General features: G+C 48.1%; 19 protein-coding genes. 18 read left to right on the top strand and 1 reads right to left on the bottom strand.

Annotated features, from left to right (window positions below; translation table 11 throughout):
- Positions 1-12: 12 nt before the first annotated feature.
- Together NFR62_RS08515 and NFR62_RS08510 are read left to right on the top strand one after the other, a co-directional pair.
- The gene (locus NFR62_RS08515) at positions 13-2,100 is read left to right on the top strand and encodes a DUF4241 domain-containing protein (RefSeq protein ID WP_251617442.1); all 2,088 of its coding nucleotides are present in this window, start codon (positions 13-15) and stop codon (positions 2,098-2,100) included.
- A gap of 483 nt (positions 2,101-2,583) precedes the next feature.
- The gene (locus NFR62_RS08510) at positions 2,584-3,258 is read left to right on the top strand and encodes an MBL fold metallo-hydrolase (RefSeq protein WP_251617441.1); all 675 of its coding nucleotides are present in this window, start codon (positions 2,584-2,586) and stop codon (positions 3,256-3,258) included.
- A 4-nt stretch (positions 3,259-3,262) separates the two neighbouring features.
- Here the strand turns inward: NFR62_RS08510 and NFR62_RS08505 are convergent, their stop codons facing one another.
- A complete protein-coding gene (locus tag NFR62_RS08505; RefSeq protein ID WP_251617439.1) occupies positions 3,263-3,937 on the bottom strand; it encodes a DUF6062 family protein in 675 nt (224 codons plus the stop codon).
- Positions 3,938-4,040: 103 nt separating this feature from the next.
- Here NFR62_RS08505 and NFR62_RS08500 point away from each other — a divergent pair, with 103 nt between their 5' ends.
- From NFR62_RS08500 to pyrE, 16 genes are all read left to right on the top strand, one after another.
- On the top strand, positions 4,041-4,796 hold the full coding sequence (locus NFR62_RS08500) for a hypothetical protein (protein WP_251617437.1): 756 nt from the start codon (positions 4,041-4,043) through the stop codon (positions 4,794-4,796).
- 162 nt (positions 4,797-4,958) lie between these two features.
- Positions 4,959-5,441, top strand: a complete 483-nt coding sequence (locus NFR62_RS08495) for an NADH-quinone oxidoreductase subunit NuoE family protein (RefSeq protein ID WP_251617435.1) — start codon at positions 4,959-4,961, stop codon at positions 5,439-5,441.
- 31 nt (positions 5,442-5,472) lie between these two features.
- Positions 5,473-7,350, top strand: coding sequence for an NADH-quinone oxidoreductase subunit NuoF (gene nuoF, locus NFR62_RS08490; protein WP_251617433.1), 1,878 nt, complete (start codon positions 5,473-5,475; stop codon positions 7,348-7,350).
- 11 nt (positions 7,351-7,361) lie between these two features.
- Positions 7,362-9,110 carry an NADH-dependent [FeFe] hydrogenase, group A6 gene (locus NFR62_RS08485; protein ID WP_251617431.1) on the top strand — a complete coding sequence of 583 codons (1,749 nt, stop codon included), beginning with the start codon at positions 7,362-7,364 and terminating at the stop codon, positions 9,108-9,110.
- Between the two features lie 124 nt (positions 9,111-9,234).
- Positions 9,235-10,095, top strand: coding sequence for an ATP-grasp domain-containing protein (locus NFR62_RS08480; RefSeq protein ID WP_251617422.1), 861 nt, complete (start codon positions 9,235-9,237; stop codon positions 10,093-10,095).
- Entirely contained in the window at positions 10,085-10,756 is a 672-nt protein-coding gene (locus tag NFR62_RS08475) for a YggS family pyridoxal phosphate-dependent enzyme (protein WP_251617418.1), read from the top strand. The genes NFR62_RS08480 and NFR62_RS08475 overlap by 11 nt, the downstream gene beginning before the upstream one ends.
- Positions 10,757-10,781: 25 nt before the next feature.
- A complete protein-coding gene (locus tag NFR62_RS08470; RefSeq protein ID WP_251617410.1) occupies positions 10,782-11,201 on the top strand; it encodes a cell division protein SepF in 420 nt (139 codons plus the stop codon).
- Positions 11,188-12,078, top strand: a complete 891-nt coding sequence (gene lspA / locus NFR62_RS08465) for a signal peptidase II (RefSeq protein ID WP_251617402.1) — start codon at positions 11,188-11,190, stop codon at positions 12,076-12,078. Before NFR62_RS08470 ends, lspA begins: the two co-directional genes overlap by 14 nt.
- Positions 12,071-12,979 (top strand): RluA family pseudouridine synthase, encoded by a 909-nt coding sequence (locus NFR62_RS08460; RefSeq protein WP_251617400.1) that lies wholly within the window; start codon positions 12,071-12,073, stop codon positions 12,977-12,979. Before lspA ends, NFR62_RS08460 begins: the two co-directional genes overlap by 8 nt.
- 4 nt (positions 12,980-12,983) lie before the next feature.
- The gene (gene pyrR / locus NFR62_RS08455) at positions 12,984-13,523 is read left to right on the top strand and encodes a bifunctional pyr operon transcriptional regulator/uracil phosphoribosyltransferase PyrR (protein ID WP_251617398.1); all 540 of its coding nucleotides are present in this window, start codon (positions 12,984-12,986) and stop codon (positions 13,521-13,523) included.
- 14 nt (positions 13,524-13,537) lie between these two features.
- A complete protein-coding gene (locus tag NFR62_RS08450; protein WP_251617396.1) occupies positions 13,538-14,461 on the top strand; it encodes an aspartate carbamoyltransferase catalytic subunit in 924 nt (307 codons plus the stop codon).
- 21 nt (positions 14,462-14,482) lie between these two features.
- Positions 14,483-15,760, top strand: coding sequence for a dihydroorotase (locus tag NFR62_RS08445; RefSeq protein ID WP_251617393.1), 1,278 nt, complete (start codon positions 14,483-14,485; stop codon positions 15,758-15,760).
- Positions 15,753-16,673: an orotidine-5'-phosphate decarboxylase gene (gene pyrF / locus NFR62_RS08440; RefSeq protein WP_251617391.1), complete on the top strand. Its 921-nt coding sequence runs from the start codon at positions 15,753-15,755 to the stop codon at positions 16,671-16,673. Before NFR62_RS08445 ends, pyrF begins: the two co-directional genes overlap by 8 nt.
- A 1-nt stretch (position 16,674) precedes the next feature.
- Positions 16,675-17,439 carry a dihydroorotate dehydrogenase electron transfer subunit gene (locus NFR62_RS08435; RefSeq protein ID WP_251617389.1) on the top strand — a complete coding sequence of 255 codons (765 nt, stop codon included), beginning with the start codon at positions 16,675-16,677 and terminating at the stop codon, positions 17,437-17,439.
- Positions 17,436-18,368, top strand: coding sequence for a dihydroorotate dehydrogenase (locus NFR62_RS08430; RefSeq protein WP_251617387.1), 933 nt, complete (start codon positions 17,436-17,438; stop codon positions 18,366-18,368). The genes NFR62_RS08435 and NFR62_RS08430 overlap by 4 nt, the downstream gene beginning before the upstream one ends.
- 20 nt (positions 18,369-18,388) lie before the next feature.
- On the top strand, positions 18,389-18,973 hold the full coding sequence (gene pyrE, locus NFR62_RS08425) for an orotate phosphoribosyltransferase (RefSeq protein WP_251617385.1): 585 nt from the start codon (positions 18,389-18,391) through the stop codon (positions 18,971-18,973).
- Positions 18,974-18,983: the final 10 nt, after the last annotated feature.

Raw genomic sequence — 18,983 nt, 5'->3', positions numbered from 1 at the left:
TAAAAATATATTATGAAAAAAGTTGAGAGGATATTTAAAAACAGACTTTTCGGTGAGACGGATTATTCCGCCGTGCTTTCGGGCGGCGATTTGAGCGGCTATAAGCTTGAGCGCGTGGATTGCGAGCCTATAGAGGTTTCAACCGGAGAAGTCTGTTTTTTCGACCCTTACAGCCCGAGCGGCGGCAAGCCGTTCACAGTTAAATTCGTTAAAGGAAAATACCGTCCGTTTATGATGCTGGTGTCAACGAGCAACGGAAAGCGAGTGGCGCTTGCGGGGCTTGACGGCGGTTTCGCCCGAAATTCGCGGGAATGGAAACTTGCGTTTACCGACGAGCGCGAGATTCTTAAATTGCGTAATCCGAACGAAATTGTGGGAACGGTAATCGGCAGCGGGTTCGGAGCGCTTTGCGACAAAAAAGAACTCAACGAATTCGTTAAGCTTGTTAAAGACGGCGAAGAAACTTTTCATCCTCTCGACGGCGCCGTGAATATGGACGGAAGCTGCGCGCAGGTTTGCGACGTTAAAGAATTGAAACTTCCTGTGTTTAACACGGGGTGGGGAGAGGGAACATATAAGGCGTTTATAGGGTGCGACGAAAAGGGAACTCCTACGGGCGTTATTTGCGATTTCGCTATGGTAGACTATCCGCCGTCCGAAGATACCGAAACGGTCGAATTTGAATTCGACGTGGGCGTAGAAGAGCTATATGTGCCCGACCCTAAAAAGAGCGACGCAGAAAACAGCATTTTAAAATACACAGGCGTTATAGAGAGCGCCGACGCGGACATGGCGACCCTTTTCAACGCATATTCGCGCAGAGGATATTCGTATCATACTTCGGGAAAATTCGACGAAGCGCTTTGCGACTATTTGAAAGCGATAGCGGTTGGACGTTCGACAATAGCGGAAACCAACTTTTTGGCTCACGCTTGGTCGCTATACGACAACGCGGCGTCGATTTGCCGAGAATCGGGAAAAACGGAAGAAGCCGTGCGGCTATACGAAGAAGCCAAAAATTTTTCCGACACTTTTTACAGCGGAGCATATTCGGGGTTAATAGATATTTATCGCGACGGAAAAGAATACCGCCGAGCGCTTGCCGTTGCCGACGAAATGGCGGCGGTGCGTCCTTCCGACCCTACCGCATATTTAAAGCGAAGCGAAATTTATATGGCATGCGAGGAATACGAAAAAGCTGTTTCCGACCTCGATGTGCTGATAAGCACTTACAAACTTAACGAGTCTATCCTCGACAAAGCGCTGTGCCTGACGTTTTTAGGTAGGCACAAAGAAGCGCTCGACGTGCTCGACACATATCTTTTGGAAGGAAGAGCGAGCGAGGTGTATTACGACATACGCGCCGAAATTTGCCTTGCCGACAATAATTTTTCGGCTGCGTACAATGCGGCTCGAAAGGCGTTCGACGTGAATCCCGACTATCCTGCGGCGCTCGAAAAACTCATAGCGCTCGATAGCTTGCTATTCAATTTTAAAAACGTTGTAAAATGGGCGACGCGTTATATAGAGGGGCGCCCTCGAACCGAATACGGTTATCTTGTTAGAGCGGAATCGTATTTTAAAATGGGCGAATATGCCGACGCCGTAACCGATTACGCATATCTTATTCAGCATATAAACGACACTCCGCAATATTGTTGCATGTTGATTCGAGCGGCGCTTGCCGAAGGAAACAAAAAGCTTGCCAAAAAGTATATAAAGCAGTTGCGAAAAACCGACGACGCTTACTATATTTTTGCGGCGGGACTCGCGTTGCTCGAAGAGAAAAAATATTCTCGTGCCGAACGTTATATCGCGTCGGCGCTTGCGCTTAAAGAGGACGATGCCGTTATAGCTTCGCTTATAGATTGTTTTATAGAGAGCGGCGACTATGAAAAAGCGGAAGCCGCAATGAAAAAGTACGCCGAACTTGCCGACGGCGAAGAAGTGTTTTTAAAACACGCCGAAATCGCGTGCGGGCGCGGTGTTCCCGCCGACGCAATAGAGCGCGAATACGTTGCGCGGTTTCTCGGCGGTTGCAACGACGAAGGGTTGCTCGAAAAGGTTAGGGGATATTTCAGCGGTTTGCGCGCTGTGTAAAAATTGCGTTTCGTGTAAAAGGCGTTTGCAAGCGTGAGCGAAAAAACCGAAAAAAAGGACTGCAAATTTTATGTTTGCAGTCCTCAGTGGGAAACCCGCGTATGCCGTCGGTATGCTAACTCTAACCCGCCGTTTGGCAGGTGGGCAAGCCGATTGCGCCGTCTGTCTTCCGCTGTTTGCTCCGAGTTGGAATTTGGAGGAAAACCGTTGTTCGAATAAATTCGCGGTTGCGGCCCGACATATTGCGCATATACAAGCAATCCCTTATAAGTTCTGTGGTTAAATATTACACATACCGTCGCACATCGCAGGAAAATGTATTTCTTTTCCTTACACATATAGTATAGCCTACAAAAAGGCAAAAATCAATAGGTATTTAAAAATATTTTCAAAAAAATTTATGTAAAACCTCTTGACAAAATCGAAAAACTGTGAAATGGCAACTTAAAAATGTACGTTTGCAAATAATTTAAGGAGAAAATAATGGAACTTACGATACTCGGAAAATACGGACCTTATCCTAAAAAGGGCGGCGGAACGTCGTCGTATTTGGTGAAAGGCGAAAGCACTTGCATAGCGCTCGATTTCGGAAGCGGCGCGTTTGGGCGCTTGTTGAATTTTACTGAACTTAACGCGGTGAATGCCGTAATTTTAAGTCATTTGCATTACGATCATATTTGCGATTTGTTGCCGCTTAGCTATTGTTTAAAAGCGAAAGGAATGTCTTTGCCGCTTGTGTTTCCTCAAACCGATTGCTTTCAAAAAAGTTTAATTGCCGACCTCGAAGGATTCGAAGCCGTGCCTCTTCGTGAGAAAATTCGAATAGGGGAGTTCGAATTGAATTTTGAAAAAATGCAACACCCGCTTGAAAGTTACGCCGTTAAAATAAGCGACGGAACAAAAACGCTGTTTTACAGCGGCGATACATCGTTTTGCTCTCAACTTTGCAAATTTTCGGAAGGGAGCGACCTTTTGCTACTCGATTGCGGAAAAGAAAAAAATTCGTCGGCGCCCCATCTTTCGCTCGCGGACGCCGCGTATTTGTCAAGAACTTTATCTGTGCCCGTAATAGCGTCGCATTTAAATCCCGAGCTTGAATACGTTTCGCCGTTAGAGTCGGTAACTATTGCCGAAGAGCTTAAGACGTATTCTGTTTAGTTCGTTATAAAACACGTCCTTTTAATTTTTTGATTGCGGCGGGAACGGTTTCGGGGTCGGGCTTAACGGCGCTACCCGCATTTCTGTAGTCGAACATATTAGTAAATCGTTCGAGAGCGTTTGCCGTGCGGTCGAGCGAGCGGTTTTGCAAATATGTCAGTTCGGTAAGATATTTTTGAGTTAATCCGCCCGCTTTGTTGCTTTCGCGCAAAAGCAGAATGTAATGCGGAATACAAAATCCGTTGCTTTTGGAAAAAACGTTGCGGAATTCTTCTTCGTTGGTAAACATTTGAGCTATTGTGCGCGCATAACGGAGCATCATTTCGTCTACCGTGCGGCATATAACGCAGGTATCCGCCGTTTTTTCGAGTTCGTCGGCCTGTTTAACCGCTTGCTTATACGATTTGCAAGGCGAAATAACGGAACGCACCGATAGCATTCGAGTGTGCAGTTGCAAAGCGAGCCCGAGTTTGTTTTTGCCCGCGAACAGTTTTCTTATGTGCTCGCGGCAAAATCCGTATTTGTTTACTTCCACCCGAAACTCGGGAGCCATAACCGCTTCGTCGAGGTATTGCCCCACAAGGCGCGCCTCGCTTGCAGCGTAAATTTCGCAAAGAGGACAGTCGCATCCGCTTTTGAACGCTTCCCAAATGGGGTCGGTTTGAATATGATATTGCATATCGGTGCTTCTCCGTGAATATTTGTAAGTAGTGGAGTAATAATTTCTCGTTAGAGCGCTTTTATACGCCCTCTAACGTTATTATACCACAAAGGGAGACGATATGCAAGACAACGAACCTTATATCATAACTAAAAAGCGCACCGTAAGAAAGGTGTATTGGGGCAGAATAGTTGCGGTTACGGTGGTGCTCAGTTTAATAGCGGTAGGTGTTATTTTGTGGTTTTCGCGCGCTGCGGGAAAGATTACGGTAGACGCGCGCGAATTTTGGTTTGTTTCTATGGGCGAATATTCCGAACTCAGCGAAGCTTCTTCGCGCGCCGAAGCGGTTGTAAATTCCGGCGGCGCGGGATATTTGCACGGCGCCGAGAAATATAACGTTGCGGCAAGTTGTTACGCAAATAAGTCGGACGCCGTTTCGGTTAAAGAACGGCTTACTGGCGAGGGCGAAACCGCGTCGGTCTTTTCGGTGTCTTGTCCGAAAATAGCAATAGACAAACCTAAGAAAAACGCGACGCTTTTAAAAGATTTGCTTGCCCGTCCCGCCGCGCTTTTCGACGAATTGTATTCGATATCGGTTAAAACCGACACAAAGGAAATATCGGAAGCCGCCGCTCAATACGCCGCTCTTAAAATGAGCGTGGCGTGCGAGGAATACGCAAGAGAATGTAAGGCGCTCGACGCCGCCGCAAGCGATTATTTGAGCGCGCTTTTTACGTCGGTGGGCGCGTCGCTCGACGTTCTGGCGCGTTCGGACGGAAACATTCCGCAAGCGGTAAAATACGCCCTGTGCGAAACGGCGGTCAAAATTTGCAAAGAAACGAACGAATTTGCGAATAAATTAAAAAATATGTCGTAAATACTTGAAAAAAAACTCCGTTTGTGTTATGATTTAATCAATGCTGTGTGTTTTCGGACTTATGGCAAATGATGGGAAGGGCGCCGTCATTGCAGCGCCTTTTTTATTGCGAAAGCGCGGCAAGCGCATATTAAAAAACTAATCAGGAGAAGACAGGTCACTATGAGTAACAATTTTGTCGGCACGGCGGAGCAAGACAAAGCGTTCGACGAGGTTTTAAAGGAGCTTGAAAACGTTCCCGGTCCTCTTATGAAAGCTTTGCAAAAAGCGCAGGAAATTTACGGGTATTTGCCCATAGAGGTGCAAACGCGCATAGCGGATAAGTTCGACGTACCGCTTGAAGAAATATACGGTATAGCCACGTTTTATTCGCAATTTAATCTTAACCCCAAAGGCAAATACACTATAGGGATTTGTTTGGGCACCGCTTGCTACGTTAAAGGAAGCGGCGACGTTTTAAATAAGTTTAAAGAAAAGCTCGGAATCGACGCGGGGCAAACCACGCCCGACCGCAAATTTACTCTTGACGCAACCCGTTGCATAGGTTGTTGCGGACTCGCTCCCGTGCTCACCGTAAACGAAGAAGTGTACGGCAAAGTTACGGTTGACGACGTAGACAAGATTCTCGCAAAATATAACGACTGACGCGAAAAGTAACGGAGGAAGCAGATATATTATGAAAACTTTGCAAGAGTTGCAGGAAATACGCGAACGCATGAAAAACTGTTTGTGCAACCGCGCGATATTCGACGGAGTTGTTCCCGACGCCGACGTGCGCGCTCACATACTCGTTTGCGGAGGCACGGGGTGCACTTCGGGTAACAGCAAAAAGATAGTTGAAGAACTTAAAGCCGCGCTTATTGAAACGGGGCTCGATAAAGAAGTTAAACTCATTATGACGGGTTGCTTCGGACTTTGCGCGAAAGGTCCTATTGTGGTTGTGTATCCCGAAGGTTCGTTTTACCAGCATGTGAAACCCGAAGACGCGCGCGAAATCGTGTTCGAACACATAAAGGGCGGCAAACCCGTAGAAAGGCTTTTGCACAGCGAAAAAGACGCCGACGGCGCGCATAAGGCGATAAACGAAACTTCGTTTTATAAGAGTCAAAAACGCGTTGTGCTCAGAAATTGCGGACTTATCGACCCCGAAAATATCGACGAATATCTTGCGCGCGACGGCTACAAGGCTTATGAGAAAGTGCTGACAACAATGTCGCAGCTCGAAGTTATAGACGAAATCAAGCGCAGCGGACTGAGAGGACGCGGCGGCGGCGGTTTCCCTACGGGAACAAAGTGGGAATTTGCTCACAACTCCGTGTCGGATACGAAGTATGTTGTTTGTAACGCAGACGAGGGCGACCCGGGCGCGTTTATGGACAGGTCTGTGCTCGAAGGCGACCCTCATTCGGTAATAGAAGCTATGATGATTGCGGGCTACGCAATCGGAGCGGAAAAAGGATACATATACGTTCGCGCCGAATATCCCATTGCGGTGCACCGCCTCGAAGTGGCAATAGGGCAGGCGCGCGAATACGGTATTTTGGGCGATAACGCGATGGGACTCGGAAAGAAATTTGACATCGAGCTCAGGCTTGGCGCAGGCGCGTTTGTTTGCGGCGAAGAAACCGCGCTATTGCAAAGCACCGAAGGAAAGCGTGGCGAACCCCGTCAACGTCCGCCGTTCCCTGCGGTTAAAGGTTTGTTCGGTAAGCCCACGCTTATAAACAACGTTGAAACATACGGTAATATAACTCAAATAATTCTTAACGGGGCAGAGTGGTTCGCTTCTATGGGAACCGAAAAGAGCAAGGGCACTAAGGTGTTTGCTCTCGGCGGTAAAATAAACAACACGGGGCTGGTGGAAATTCCTATGGGAACAACGCTCCGAACCATAATCGAAGAAATAGGCGGCGGTGTGCCTCACGGCAAAAAGTTTAAAGCCGCGCAAACGGGCGGACCGAGCGGCGGCTGTATTCCCGCGTCGCTGATAGACACCAAAATAGATTACGACAATCTTATAGCTATAGGCTCAATGATGGGTAGCGGCGGATTGATTGTAATGGACGAAGACAACTGCATGGTGGATATTGCGAAATTCTTCCTCGAATTTACGGTAGACGAGTCGTGCGGAAAATGCACCCCTTGCCGTATAGGGAATAAGCGTCTTTACGAAATGCTCGATAAGGTTACCAAAGGCATCGCCGAAATGGAAGACCTCGACAAGATGGAAGAGCTTTGCTACTACATAAAAGAAAATTCGCTTTGCGGACTCGGACAAACGGCGCCTAACCCCGTTTTAAGCACTCTCCGCTATTTCCGCGACGAATACGTTGCGCATGTGCGCGATAAAAAATGCCCCGCAGGCGTATGTAAGGCGCTCGTTTCGTACAAAATCGTGGAAGAGAAATGTATCGGTTGCGGATTGTGTAAACGTAATTGCCCCGTGAACGCGATTTCGGGAGAAATTAAACAAAAGCACACAATCGACCCCGCCAAATGTATTAAGTGCGGCGCATGTATCGCGCGTTGCCCCAAAGGCGCAATCGAGAAATAGGGAGAAACGTTATGAAAAAGCAAGTTACATTAAAAATAAACAACGTGCCCGTTACGGTAGACGAAGGCACGAGAGTGTTAGACGCGGCTCGCGCGGCGGGATTTCATATTCCCACGCTGTGCTACTTAAAAGACGTTACCAACGACGGAAGTTGCCGCGTGTGCGTGGTTGAAATTAAGGGAATGCGCAATCTTGCGGCGTCTTGCTCAACCGTTGTGCGCGAGGGAATGGAGGTTTTCACCAACACCCCTAAGGTTAAGAAGTCGCGCAAAACCACAATAGAACTCATTCTTTCCAACCACGAGAAAAAATGTTTGTCGTGCGTGCGTAGCGGAAATTGCGAATTGCAATCGCTCAGCCTCGAATACGGTTGCGACCCCGTAGCTTACGAAGGCGTTACAAAAAAATATTTGCCCGACGATACCAACCCTTATTTGGTGCGCGACAATAATAAGTGCATACTTTGCCGCCGTTGCGTCGCGGTGTGCAACAAGATTCAGGGCGTGGGCGTTATCGGTCCCAACGGCAGAGGGTTTAACACGCATATAGGTTGCGCGTTCGAGCGTTCGCTCGACACCGTGCCTTGCGTGGCGTGCGGGCAGTGCATAAACGTTTGCCCCGTAGGAGCGCTTACGGAGCGCGACAATACCCACGAAGTGCTCGAAGCGCTTGCCGACCCCGATAAATATGTTATTATAGGCACCGCGCCTTCTGTGCGCGTGGCGATAGGCGAAGAATTCGGTTATCCCATAGGAACCGACGTGGAGGGCAAAATGGTGTCGGCTATAAAAGCGCTCGGCGCCGATAAGGTGTTCGACGTTGACATGGCTGCGGATATGACGATTATGGAAGAGGGATACGAATTCCTTTCTCGTCTTAAAGACCCCAAAGCGAAGTTGCCTATGATTACGAGTTGCAGTCCCGGTTGGATTCGGTATATTGAATATTATTATCCCGAACTTATAGGGCATCTTTCAACTTGCAAATCGCCTCAGCAAATGTTCGGTGCAATAATGAAAACGTACTATGCCGAAAAATTCGGAATAGACCCCGCCAAAATGGTGGTTGTGGCTGTTATGCCTTGCACGGCGAAAAAATTCGAACGCACGCGCGAACATCAATCGGCGAGCGGATATCCCGATATAGACGTTGTGCTTACCACGCGCGAACTTGCAAAACTTCTAAAATCGCAAGGAATAGACTTATCGAAAATGCCGAACGGCGAGTTCGATAATCCGATAGGCGAAGGCAGCAGCGCCGGTTTGTTGTTCGGTGCGACGGGCGGCGTTATGGAAGCCGCGCTCAGAACGGTTTACGAAGTTGTTACGGGTAAAGAGCCCGAAAAGCTTGACTTTAAAGCGGTTCGCGGCACAAAAGGTATTAAAACCGCAGTTGTGGATATGAACGGCACAAAGGTAAAAGTTGCCGTTGCACACACTCTTCAAAACGCGAAAACCATTATGGAACAAATCAAAAACGGAACCGCAGATTATCAATTCGTTGAAATCATGACGTGTCCGGGCGGTTGCGTGAACGGCGGCGGTCAGCCCATTCACCCCGCTAAGGTGCTTAACACAACCGATATAAAAACTCTTCGCGCGAAAGCCATTTATAAATCGGATAAAAAGGCGAAAATTCGCAAGAGCCACGAAAACCCTGTGGTTAAAAAGCTGTATTCCGAATATTTCGGAGAACCGAACAGCCACAAGGCTCACGAAGTTCTGCATACCGAATATAAAAAGCGCACAAAATTCGAATAAGGAATAAAGTAACAAACGCCTGCGATTATGTCGCGGGCGTTTTGTTGGCATTGCGGCTTTTTACACCGTGTGAAATAGCTTGCAAAATTTGCTTTTGTAGTGTATACTATTCGGTGAGGTAGGTATGCGCAAAAGGGTCGCTTTCGTCAGAAACAAATATTATACGGATTCGGGCATGGACTATGTGTTCGAACGGTTGCATGACGAGTTTGATAAGCGTAATATTTTGCTGTTTCTTGCCGATAATTTATTTGCGGGCTTTCCGTTTGAAGCGCCCGACTGCGGTTATGCCGTGTTTTGGGATAAAGACGCCGCTCTTGCCCGTGCGTTGGAGAGAGCGGGAATAAGGCTTTTTAACAGTGCCGAAACCACCGAACTGTGCGACGATAAAGAGAAAACTTTTGCGGCGCTTGCGGGAAAAATCGAGCTTCCCGAAACTGTAATCGCGCCTCTTGTGTACGACGTTTCGAGCGGCGAGGACGAAAACTTTTTAAATGCGGTGGAAAAACAAATAGCTTATCCTGCGGTTGTAAAGGAATGCGTGGGGAGTCAGGGCAGGCAAGTATATTTGGCTGAAAACAGGACGGAACTTGCGGCGCTGCACACAAAACTTGCTCACGTTCAGCACCTTTTTCAGAGGTTTGTGTCGGGAAAATGTGCGGGTTCGGATATTCGCGTTTATGTGGTGGGTAAGAAAGCCGTAGGTGCGGTAGAGCGTCTCAATACAACCGATTTTCGTTCGAATGTTTTTCTCGGCGGCAAAGTGAGCAAAATTCCGCTTTCCGACGAACTTAAGAAAAAGGCTGAAACAATAGCGTCGATATTAAACCTTGATTACGGTTCCGCCGATTTTATCTGCGAGAAAGGCGAATATGTTTTTATAGAAGCGAACAGTTCTGCCTATATGAAGAACGCCGAAGCGAACGGCATACCGCTTGCCGAGTTGTTTGCCGAATACGTTGCGGAGGTTGTAAATGAGTCTTAAAGACAACGTTATGCGGCTACGCGAACGCATATCTGCGGCATGCGCGGCTTCCGGCAGAGACGAGAGCGAAATAGAAATAGTCGCCGCTACAAAGTGCGTTCCGTTAGAGATTGTGAACGAGTTGCCTGAATGCGGCATATATACGGCGGGCGAGAACAGAGTTCAGGAATTTGTTCGAAAATACAGCGAGCATTCTCCGCTTACATGGCACATTATAGGCGCGCTCCAAACAAACAAGGTAAAATACGTTGTAGGAAAGGTAAAGCTTATTCAGTCGGTAGACAGAAGTTCTCTTGCCGAAGAAATAAGCAGACTGTCTGAGCGCAAAGGAATAATAACCGACGTACTTGCCGAAATCAATATTTGCGGCGAGGAAAACAAAAGCGGCGCGCTTCCCGAAATGGCTGAAGAATTAGCCGCCCGAATAAATTCGCTCGGAGGCGTTCGGCTGAAAGGCATAATGTGTGTGCCGCCCGTAGGAGCCGACGGCAAGCCTTATGAGAGAATGTACGGAATTTTTGAAAGACTGAAAAAAAATTTTCCGAGCATAAACACTTTGTCTGTGGGAATGAGCAACGATTTCGAACTTGCCATACGCAACGGAAGCACTATGATTCGTCCCGGCAGAATACTGTTCGGGGAAAGAACATACTTAAAATAAAAACGCTTGAATTTAAGGAGCGAATATGAAATACGACGATTTTGCGAGAAACGGAAGAAATTACAGAGGCGACGGAGAGAACCTCGAATATTTCGAGGATACCCACGCGGGCGGTTTCGGCATGCCGAATTATTCGCAAACGCAAACTATGAAGCAAACCGCGAGTTTCGGCACAAAGTTTATGGCAACTCCGTACTTTCCGAACGTGGTTGTTTACGAGCCGCGCTCGCCCGAAGACGTGCAACTTTTAATAGACTATTTAAAGCAACGCGAGCCTGCGGTTGTCAACCTCGACAACGTTGAGCCTTCAGCCGCTCAAAGAATTTTGGACTTTGTGAGCGGAGCAACTTATGCTCTCAGCGGCAGCGTTCACAGAATATCGGGCAACATTTTCTTGCTGTCGCCCGAAGGAGTGGGAATAACGGTACCTTATGAATCAAGATAAAAACAGCGTGAATAAAGACGACCTTACCGACGGAGACGTTTTGAACATAGAAGCCGAAGCAAACGAAGCGCCTGACGAAAATGCGGTTTCGGCGCCTTTAACGGAACAAACCGAAAAAGACGCGCCGCCTAAACCGAGTTTAGGATTTGCATACTATTTAACTCGTTTCGGGAAAGCCGCATGGGCATATATAAAGCACGCTCGCGTGGAACTTATAGTGCTTGCCGCCGTGCTCGCGCTCGATTTGATTACCAAAGCGCTTGTCGGAAAATTTATGTATTACGGGCAAACGATAGAGGTTATACCGAACTTTTTGAATATAACTTATGTCCGCAATACCAAAGCGGCGTTCGGTAGCGCTTTCGGACTTGAAAAAGTGCTCGGCGATAACGCTATTCGAATTATTTTTTTAATTATTACCCTTATAGCTATGGGCGTGTTTTCGTATATACTCTACCGTTGCCGCAAGCGTCACTTTTTAATGAGACTTGCTCTTGCTCTTATTCTTGCGGGTGCGCTCGGTAATTTTATAGACCGACTTGCTCTTCGCTATGTGCGCGACTTCGTTGAAATTATATTCTTCGGATGCAAAGTGCCGTTTCTCGGATACAGCTTTCCTGTTTTCAACGTTGCCGACATGGGGCTTACGGTAGGCGTAATTGTTTTCTTGGTGTATTTTATAGCGATATACAAAGAACCTAAGAAAAAAGTCGCAACTGAAAACGTCTCCGCCGAACCTTCGGAAGTTATAGAACATAACGACGGAGATTTAAAGAACGGTTCTTCGGCGAACGAGGTTGCCGACGGATTCGAGGACGCTTCCGAAGAACTCGAGCCGAAAAAAGAGCAAGCGCGGGAACAAGACGATAATGGCTGAGCCCGTTACCTACACGGTTGAATGCGGCGGCGAGAGAATAGACGTGTATCTTTCGGCGCTTACTGGCAAGACGCGCTCGTATATAAAACAACTTTCCGATTGCGGCGGAGTGCTTTTGAACGGCGAACGGTTTAAGTGCGGTAAAATTCTGAAAACGGGCGACGTGCTTACCGTCACCGAAGAAGAGAAAACGCTTAACGCCGAGCCTGAAGAACTTCCGCTCGAAGTTATTTACGAAGACGACGATTTGGCTGTTGTGAATAAGCGTCAGGGCATGAGCGTGCATCCGGGAGCCGGCAATAAGTCGGGAACTCTCGTAAACGCTTTATTATATCGTTTCGGCAAGCTATCGGCGGCGGGCGGCGAAATCCGTCCGGGAATAGTTCACCGACTCGATAAAGACACGTCGGGCGTGCTTTTGGTCGCTAAGAACGATAAAGCCCATTTGTCGCTTTCCAATCAACTGAGCCGCCGCGAGGTAAAAAAGAAGTATCTTGCCGTTTTGGAAGGAAACGTAAAATCGGACGAGGGAGAAATTCGCACTTATATGGGGCGTAGCCCGCGCGACCGCAAGAAAATGGCGGTATTGCCGCAAGGCAAAGAGGCGATTACTTTTTACAAAGTGCTTCAACGGTTCCGCTCAAACTGTTTTGCGGAGTTTTATATTAAAACGGGCAGAACTCATCAAATACGCGTGCACGCTCAGTATATAGGGCATCCCGTAGTAGGCGACAAAACCTACGGTTACTCGAAACAAAAATTTTCTTTAAACGGGCAGTTGTTGCATGCCGCGCAAATAACGTTTAAACATCCGTCTACGGGCGAAGAACTGACGTTTATGGCACCGCTTCCCGATTATTTTAAAGAGGTTTTAACTAAACTCGAAAGAGAAGGAGAATAAGATTATGAGATTCAAAGCCGCCATCATGAACGACGAGGGGATGCGCAGGGCTCTTATTCGCATAGGTCACGAAGTCATAGAGCGCAACAGAGGCGCCGAAAATCTTGCGCTTGTGGGAATACAACGCAGAGGCGTGCCGCTTTCAATAGAGCTTAAAAAAGTTATTAAAGACGTAGAAGGCATAGACGTGCCGTGCGGAAGTCTTGATATAACCCTTTATCGCGACGATTTTTCTCTGATAGACGACCACCCGCATATAAAGGGCACCGATTTGCCGTTTTCTATTACGGAAACTAATATTGTGCTTGTGGACGACGTTTTGTTCACGGGTCGCACCGTGCGCGCCGCTATGGAAGCGCTTTGCGAAATGGGACGCCCCAAAACGATACAGCTTGCGGTTCTTATAGACAGGGGAGGAAGAGAACTTCCGATAGGCGCCGATTACGTCGGGAAAACCGTTCCCACTTCGCGGAGCGAGCTTGTTTCGGTGAACGTTAAAGCACTTGACGGCAAAGACGGCGTTGATATATTCAGCATAGATTAAAGGAGCACCGTTCAATGTTGAAAAGAAAAGACCTGTTGGGGCTTAAAGACCTGACTGTGGAGGAACTCGAAGAAATTCTTTCCACAGCCGAACAGATGAGAAAAATTCTCGACCAAAACGTAAAAAAAACACCGCATTTGCAAGGCAAAAGCGTTGCAACTCTGTTTTACGAAAACAGCACGCGCACGCGCACATCGTTCGAAACTGCGGCTAAAATAATGGGAGCCAACACTTCGTCTATATCGGCTCAAACGTCGAGCGTAACAAAAGGGGAAACGCTGATAGACACCGGAAAAAACCTCGACGCGCTTTTAACCGACGTGATTATCGTTCGTCATTCAATGTCGGGCGCTCCTCATCTGCTTGCAAAAAACGTTAAGGCAAGCGTTATTAACGCGGGCGACGGAACAAACGAACACCCCACGCAGGCGTTGCTCGACATTTACACAATGAAAGAAAAATTCGGTTCTTTAAACGGGCTGAAAGTTGTTATCGCGGGCGACATAAAACATTCGCGCGTAGCTCGCAGCAATATTTGGGGACTGAATAAGTTGGGCGCTTGCGTAACTGTATGCGCACCGAAAACGTTGTTGCCGTCTTGCATAGACGAAATGGGAGTGTCGGTTAGCTATAACCTTGACGACTGCATACGGGACGCCAACGTTGTTATGGGGCTGAGGCTTCAGCTCGAACGCCAACAGGCGGGACTTTTCCCGAGCGTAGCGGAATATAACGCTTATTACGGCATAAATTCGTCGAGACTTATGCGCGCCGACGGTAATGCGATTTTGCTTCATCCCGGCCCCGTAAATCGCGGGCTCGAGCTTAGTAGCGACGTCGCGGACGGCGAGCAGTCGTATATTTTGCGACAGGTGACTAACGGAGTCGCGGTGCGAATGGCGGTGCTGTTCTTGCTCACGCGTCCAAAAGAAAAGTAGTTCGGAGGCTTAACGTTTATTATGAATATGCTAATAAAAAACGGTACCGTAGTTATAGGCGATTCGCTTGAGCGCGCCGATATTTATGTTGAAGGAAGCAAAATCGTGAAAATCGGCAAAGACATAGATTGCGCTGCCGATAAGATTATAGACGCGGACGGCAAAATAGTGCTTCCCGGCTTTGTGGACATGCATTGCCATTTGCGCGAGCCCGGTCAGGAATATAAAGAGGATATAAAAAGCGGTACGGCGGCGGCGCTACGCGGCGGTTTTACGTCGGTCGCGTGTATGCCGAACACTAATCCGCCGCTCGATAACGCCGCACTTATTAAATACGTTTGCACGCGCGCGACCGAAGTCGATAACGCCAAAGTTTTTCCTATAGGTTGCGTTACCAAAGGTCAGCAAGGCAAAGAAATAACCGAAATGGGGTTTATGAAAGAGGCGGGAGCGGTCGCATTTTCCGACGACGGCAGACCTGTGGAAAACGCGAATATTATGCGTCTTGCTCTCGAATACGCCGCGAGCCACGATGCGCTTATAATAAGCCATTGCGAAGACAAGGAGCTTGCGGCCGGCGGAGTTGTGAACGAAGGGCTTAACGCCACAATATCGGGGCTTAGGGGAATTACTCGAGCTTCCGAAGAGTGCATGGTGTCGCGCGATATTCTTATTGCCGAAAGTTTGAACGCCAAAATTCATATTGCGCACGTCAGCACGAAAGGCAGCGTGGAGCTTGTGCGGCAAGCGAAAGCGCGCGGCGTTAAGGTTACTTGCGAAACTTGCCCGCATTATTTTTCGGCTACCGACGACGAAATACTTAATTACAACACCAACGCGAAAATAAACCCGCCGCTACGCACGCAACAAGACGTCGAGGCAATAATAGAAGGGCTGAAAGACGGCACAATCGACGCGATAGCAACCGACCACGCGCCGCACCATGCCGACGAAAAAAATCTTGAATTTAACCTTGCTCCGTTCGGCACCGCAGGATTCGAAACCGCGTTTTCGCTTGCGTACACATATCTTGTTGAGCCCGACTATATTGACCTTGTGAAACTTAGCAAGCTTATGAGCTCGAATCCCGCAAAAATACTCGGAATAGGTTCGGGAACGCTGAAAGAGGGGGAGCGCGCCGATATTACGGTTGTAGACCCCGATAAAAGTTATATTTTCGACAGCTCTAAATCTGTGTCTAAGGGAAAGAACAGTTTGTTCGGCGGATGGAAATTGCGCGGCGCAGTTACCGCCGTTATAGTTGACGGAATAGAAAAGGAGATTAAAAGTTATGATTGACGCTTTAATAGACAGAATACGGGAATTGAACAATCCGACGGCAGTAGGGCTTGATACGTCGTTCGATTATTTGCCCGAAAACGAAAAGAAAAGGTGCAAAACTCTCGACGACGCGGGAAAAGCTATAACGGAATTTAACCTTACGCTTATAGAACGTATCCGCAAACTTGTGCCCGCAGTAAAAGTGCAGATTGCGTACTATGAAATGTACGGAATAGCGGGGCTTAAAGCGTTTGAATCCACGCTCAAAGCCGCCAAGCAAAGCGGACTTATTACTATTGCGGATTGCAAGCGTAACGACATAGGTTCCACCGCTTCGTGTTACAGCGCCGCCTATTTGGGGAGCGTTAAAATAAACGACAAAGAATTTACTCCGTTCGAATCTGATTTTTTAACGGTGAACGGCTATCTTGGTTCCGACGGCTTAAAGCCGTTTATTGCCGATTGCGAAAAACGGAACAAAGGAATTTTCGCGCTCGTTAAAACCTCTAATCCGTCAAGCGGCGAATTGCAAGATAAAAAACTTGACAACGGCGAAACGCTTTACGAAAATATGGCAAGGCTTGTTGCCGACTGCGGACACGGACTAATCGGAAAATACGGATATTCCGACGTAGGCGCCGTAATAGGCGCGACTCATCCCGCGCAAGCCGAAAAGGTAAGAAAAGAATTTCCGTCGCTGTTTTTCTTGATTCCGGGCTACGGCGCGCAGGGCGGCAGCGCCGACGGATTAACCGTATGTTTCGACGGAAGAGGGCTCGGCGGAATAGTGAACAATTCTCGCGGCATTATTTGCGCGTATAAGAACGAAATATATAAGGGGCTCGACTTTGCTCAGGCTGCGGAGCGAGCTGTTATAGACATGCGCGAAGCTCTTTACAGCGCTCTTAAAAAGGCGGGCAAAGCGAACTGATATGAAAGACGTAAGATTAAAGTTAAAACGAAAGAAAACTCTTGCGGAGGGGGTGCTCGAATTTGAATTCTCTTCCGCCGAAAAATTGCCGCAAATGCACTGCGGGCAGTTTTTGCATATTAAAGTCGGGGGCGAATTTTTGTTGCGCCGACCGTTCTGCCTTTATAAATACGACGATTATTCGGTAACTCTCATAGTTGCGGTAGTGGGCGGCGGAACAAGGCGTATGGCGGAGATGAAAGAGGGCGACGAGGTTTTGGCAGTGTTGCCCATAGGCAACGGTTTTACTCTCGGCGCCGAACATAAAAAGATTTTGTTGCTCGGCGGCGGAGTGGGATGCGCCCCGCTCGTGTCGGTGCCTCTGACGTATCCCGATAAAGAATATGTTTCTTACATAGGTTTTTCAACCGAGCGCGCGGTAATGTTTAAAGACGAATTCGCAAAATTCGGTTCGGTAACCGTATGCACCGACGACGGAAGCGCGGGGAGAAAAGGGTACGTTACAGACGTTTTACGCCAAGACATAGAAAAGATTAAGCCCGACGTTATTTTAACTTGCGGAAATACTCCCATGTTAAAAGCGGCGGCGCGTCTTTCGGCGGATACCAAGATACCCGCGTATATGTCGGGTGAAACGCGAATGGGGTGCGGAGTGGGCGCTTGCCTTGTTTGCGCTTGCGCGGTGAAAGAAAAAGACGGAAGCATAGTGCACAAGCGGGCTTGCGTAGACGGCCCCGTGTTTAGGTTGGAGGATGTGTTGCTATGACTGATACAAAAAATATAACGCCCGATACTTCGGTTGAAATTTGCGGCGTAAAATTTAAAAATCCCGTAATTACGGCAAGCGGCACTTTCGGGTTCGGCAAAGAATATGCGGAATTCTACGATATAAATTTACTCGGCGGCATTTGCACAAAAGGTATAACGAAAGAGCGCAGAGAGGGCAACCCTTCGCCGCGCGTTGCGGAAACCCCTATGGGAATGCTCAACAGCGTGGGACTTCAAAATCCGGGCATAGAGGGCTTTATTAAAGAAGATGTGCCGTTTTTGAATACTCTCGGCACCGTAGTTATAGCAAACGTAGCCGGAAAAACCGAAGAGGATTATTGCTATACGGTTGAAAGAGCGAGCGCGCTCGACTGCGTTAAAATGGTTGAACTCAACATAAGTTGTCCAAACGTTAAAGCGGGCGGCATGGCGTTCGGCGTATTGCCGGAAAGTGTTGAAAAAATTACGGCGGCTGTTAAAAAACATTGCTCAAAGCCGCTTATGGTAAAACTTTCGCCTAACGTTGCGAATATATCCGACAACGCGAGAGCGGCGGAAAACGGCGGCGCCGACTGTTTGTCGCTTATAAACACCGTGAGCGGAATGGCAATCGATTGGAAAAGCAGAAAGCCGATTTTGGCTAACGTTTGCGGCGGACTAAGCGGTCCCGCAATAAAACCCATTGCTCTTAAAATGGTTTATGAAACCCGCAAAGCGGTTAAAATTCCCGTTGTCGGAATGGGCGGAATAGTTACTGCCGACGATATAATGGAATTTTTGGTGGCCGGCGCTTCGGCCGTTCAAATAGGTTCCGCAAATATTTTCGACCCTACTGCGGGGTTAAACCTAATCAATGAGTTGACAAATCTTATGAAAAGGTGTAGTATAAATAGTGTGCGTGAAATTACGGGTTCGCTCAAAATTTAGCAACCGCGCAAAGGAAAGCAATGAAACTTACTAACGAGCAGATATTGGAAGTGTTTAAAAAGACCGAAGGAATATTGCACGGTCACTTTCTTTTAACGAGCGGACGCCATTCCGACACATACATGCAGTGCGCTAAGCTTTTCGTACATCCCGAAGAAAGTGCATATTTGTGCGGAGCTCTTTCCGAACAGCTTAAAGAGTTTAAAGCGGACGCGGTGGTGTCTCCCGCAGTGGGCGGCATTATAATGGGCTACGAAGTGGCTCGTCAGCTCGGCGTGAAAAACTTTTTTGCGGAACGCGAGGGCGGCGGCATGACTTTAAGACGCGGCTTCGCGCTCGAAAAAGGTATGCGCGTAATCGTGGTTGAAGACGTTGTTACTACCGGCGGTTCGGTGAAAGAGGTTATAGAGCTTTGCCGTGCGGCTGGCGCCGAAGTTACGGCGGTTGCGTCGGTTGTAGACCGTAGCGGCGGAAAAGTTGATTTCGGAGTGCCGTACAGAGCTCTTCTTTCTATGGAAGTTAAAAGCTATGAAGCGGACGAATGCCCGCTATGCCGCGAGGGAAAAATTCCGGTAGTAAAACCCGGTAGCAGGGGCTTAAAATAAATTATTTCGG

It is taken from the genome of Pumilibacter muris (assembly GCF_943193045.1).
GTDB lineage: Bacteria > Bacillota > Clostridia > Christensenellales > Pumilibacteraceae > Pumilibacter > Pumilibacter muris.
This window is presented reverse-complemented; position numbering and strand designations above follow the sequence as displayed.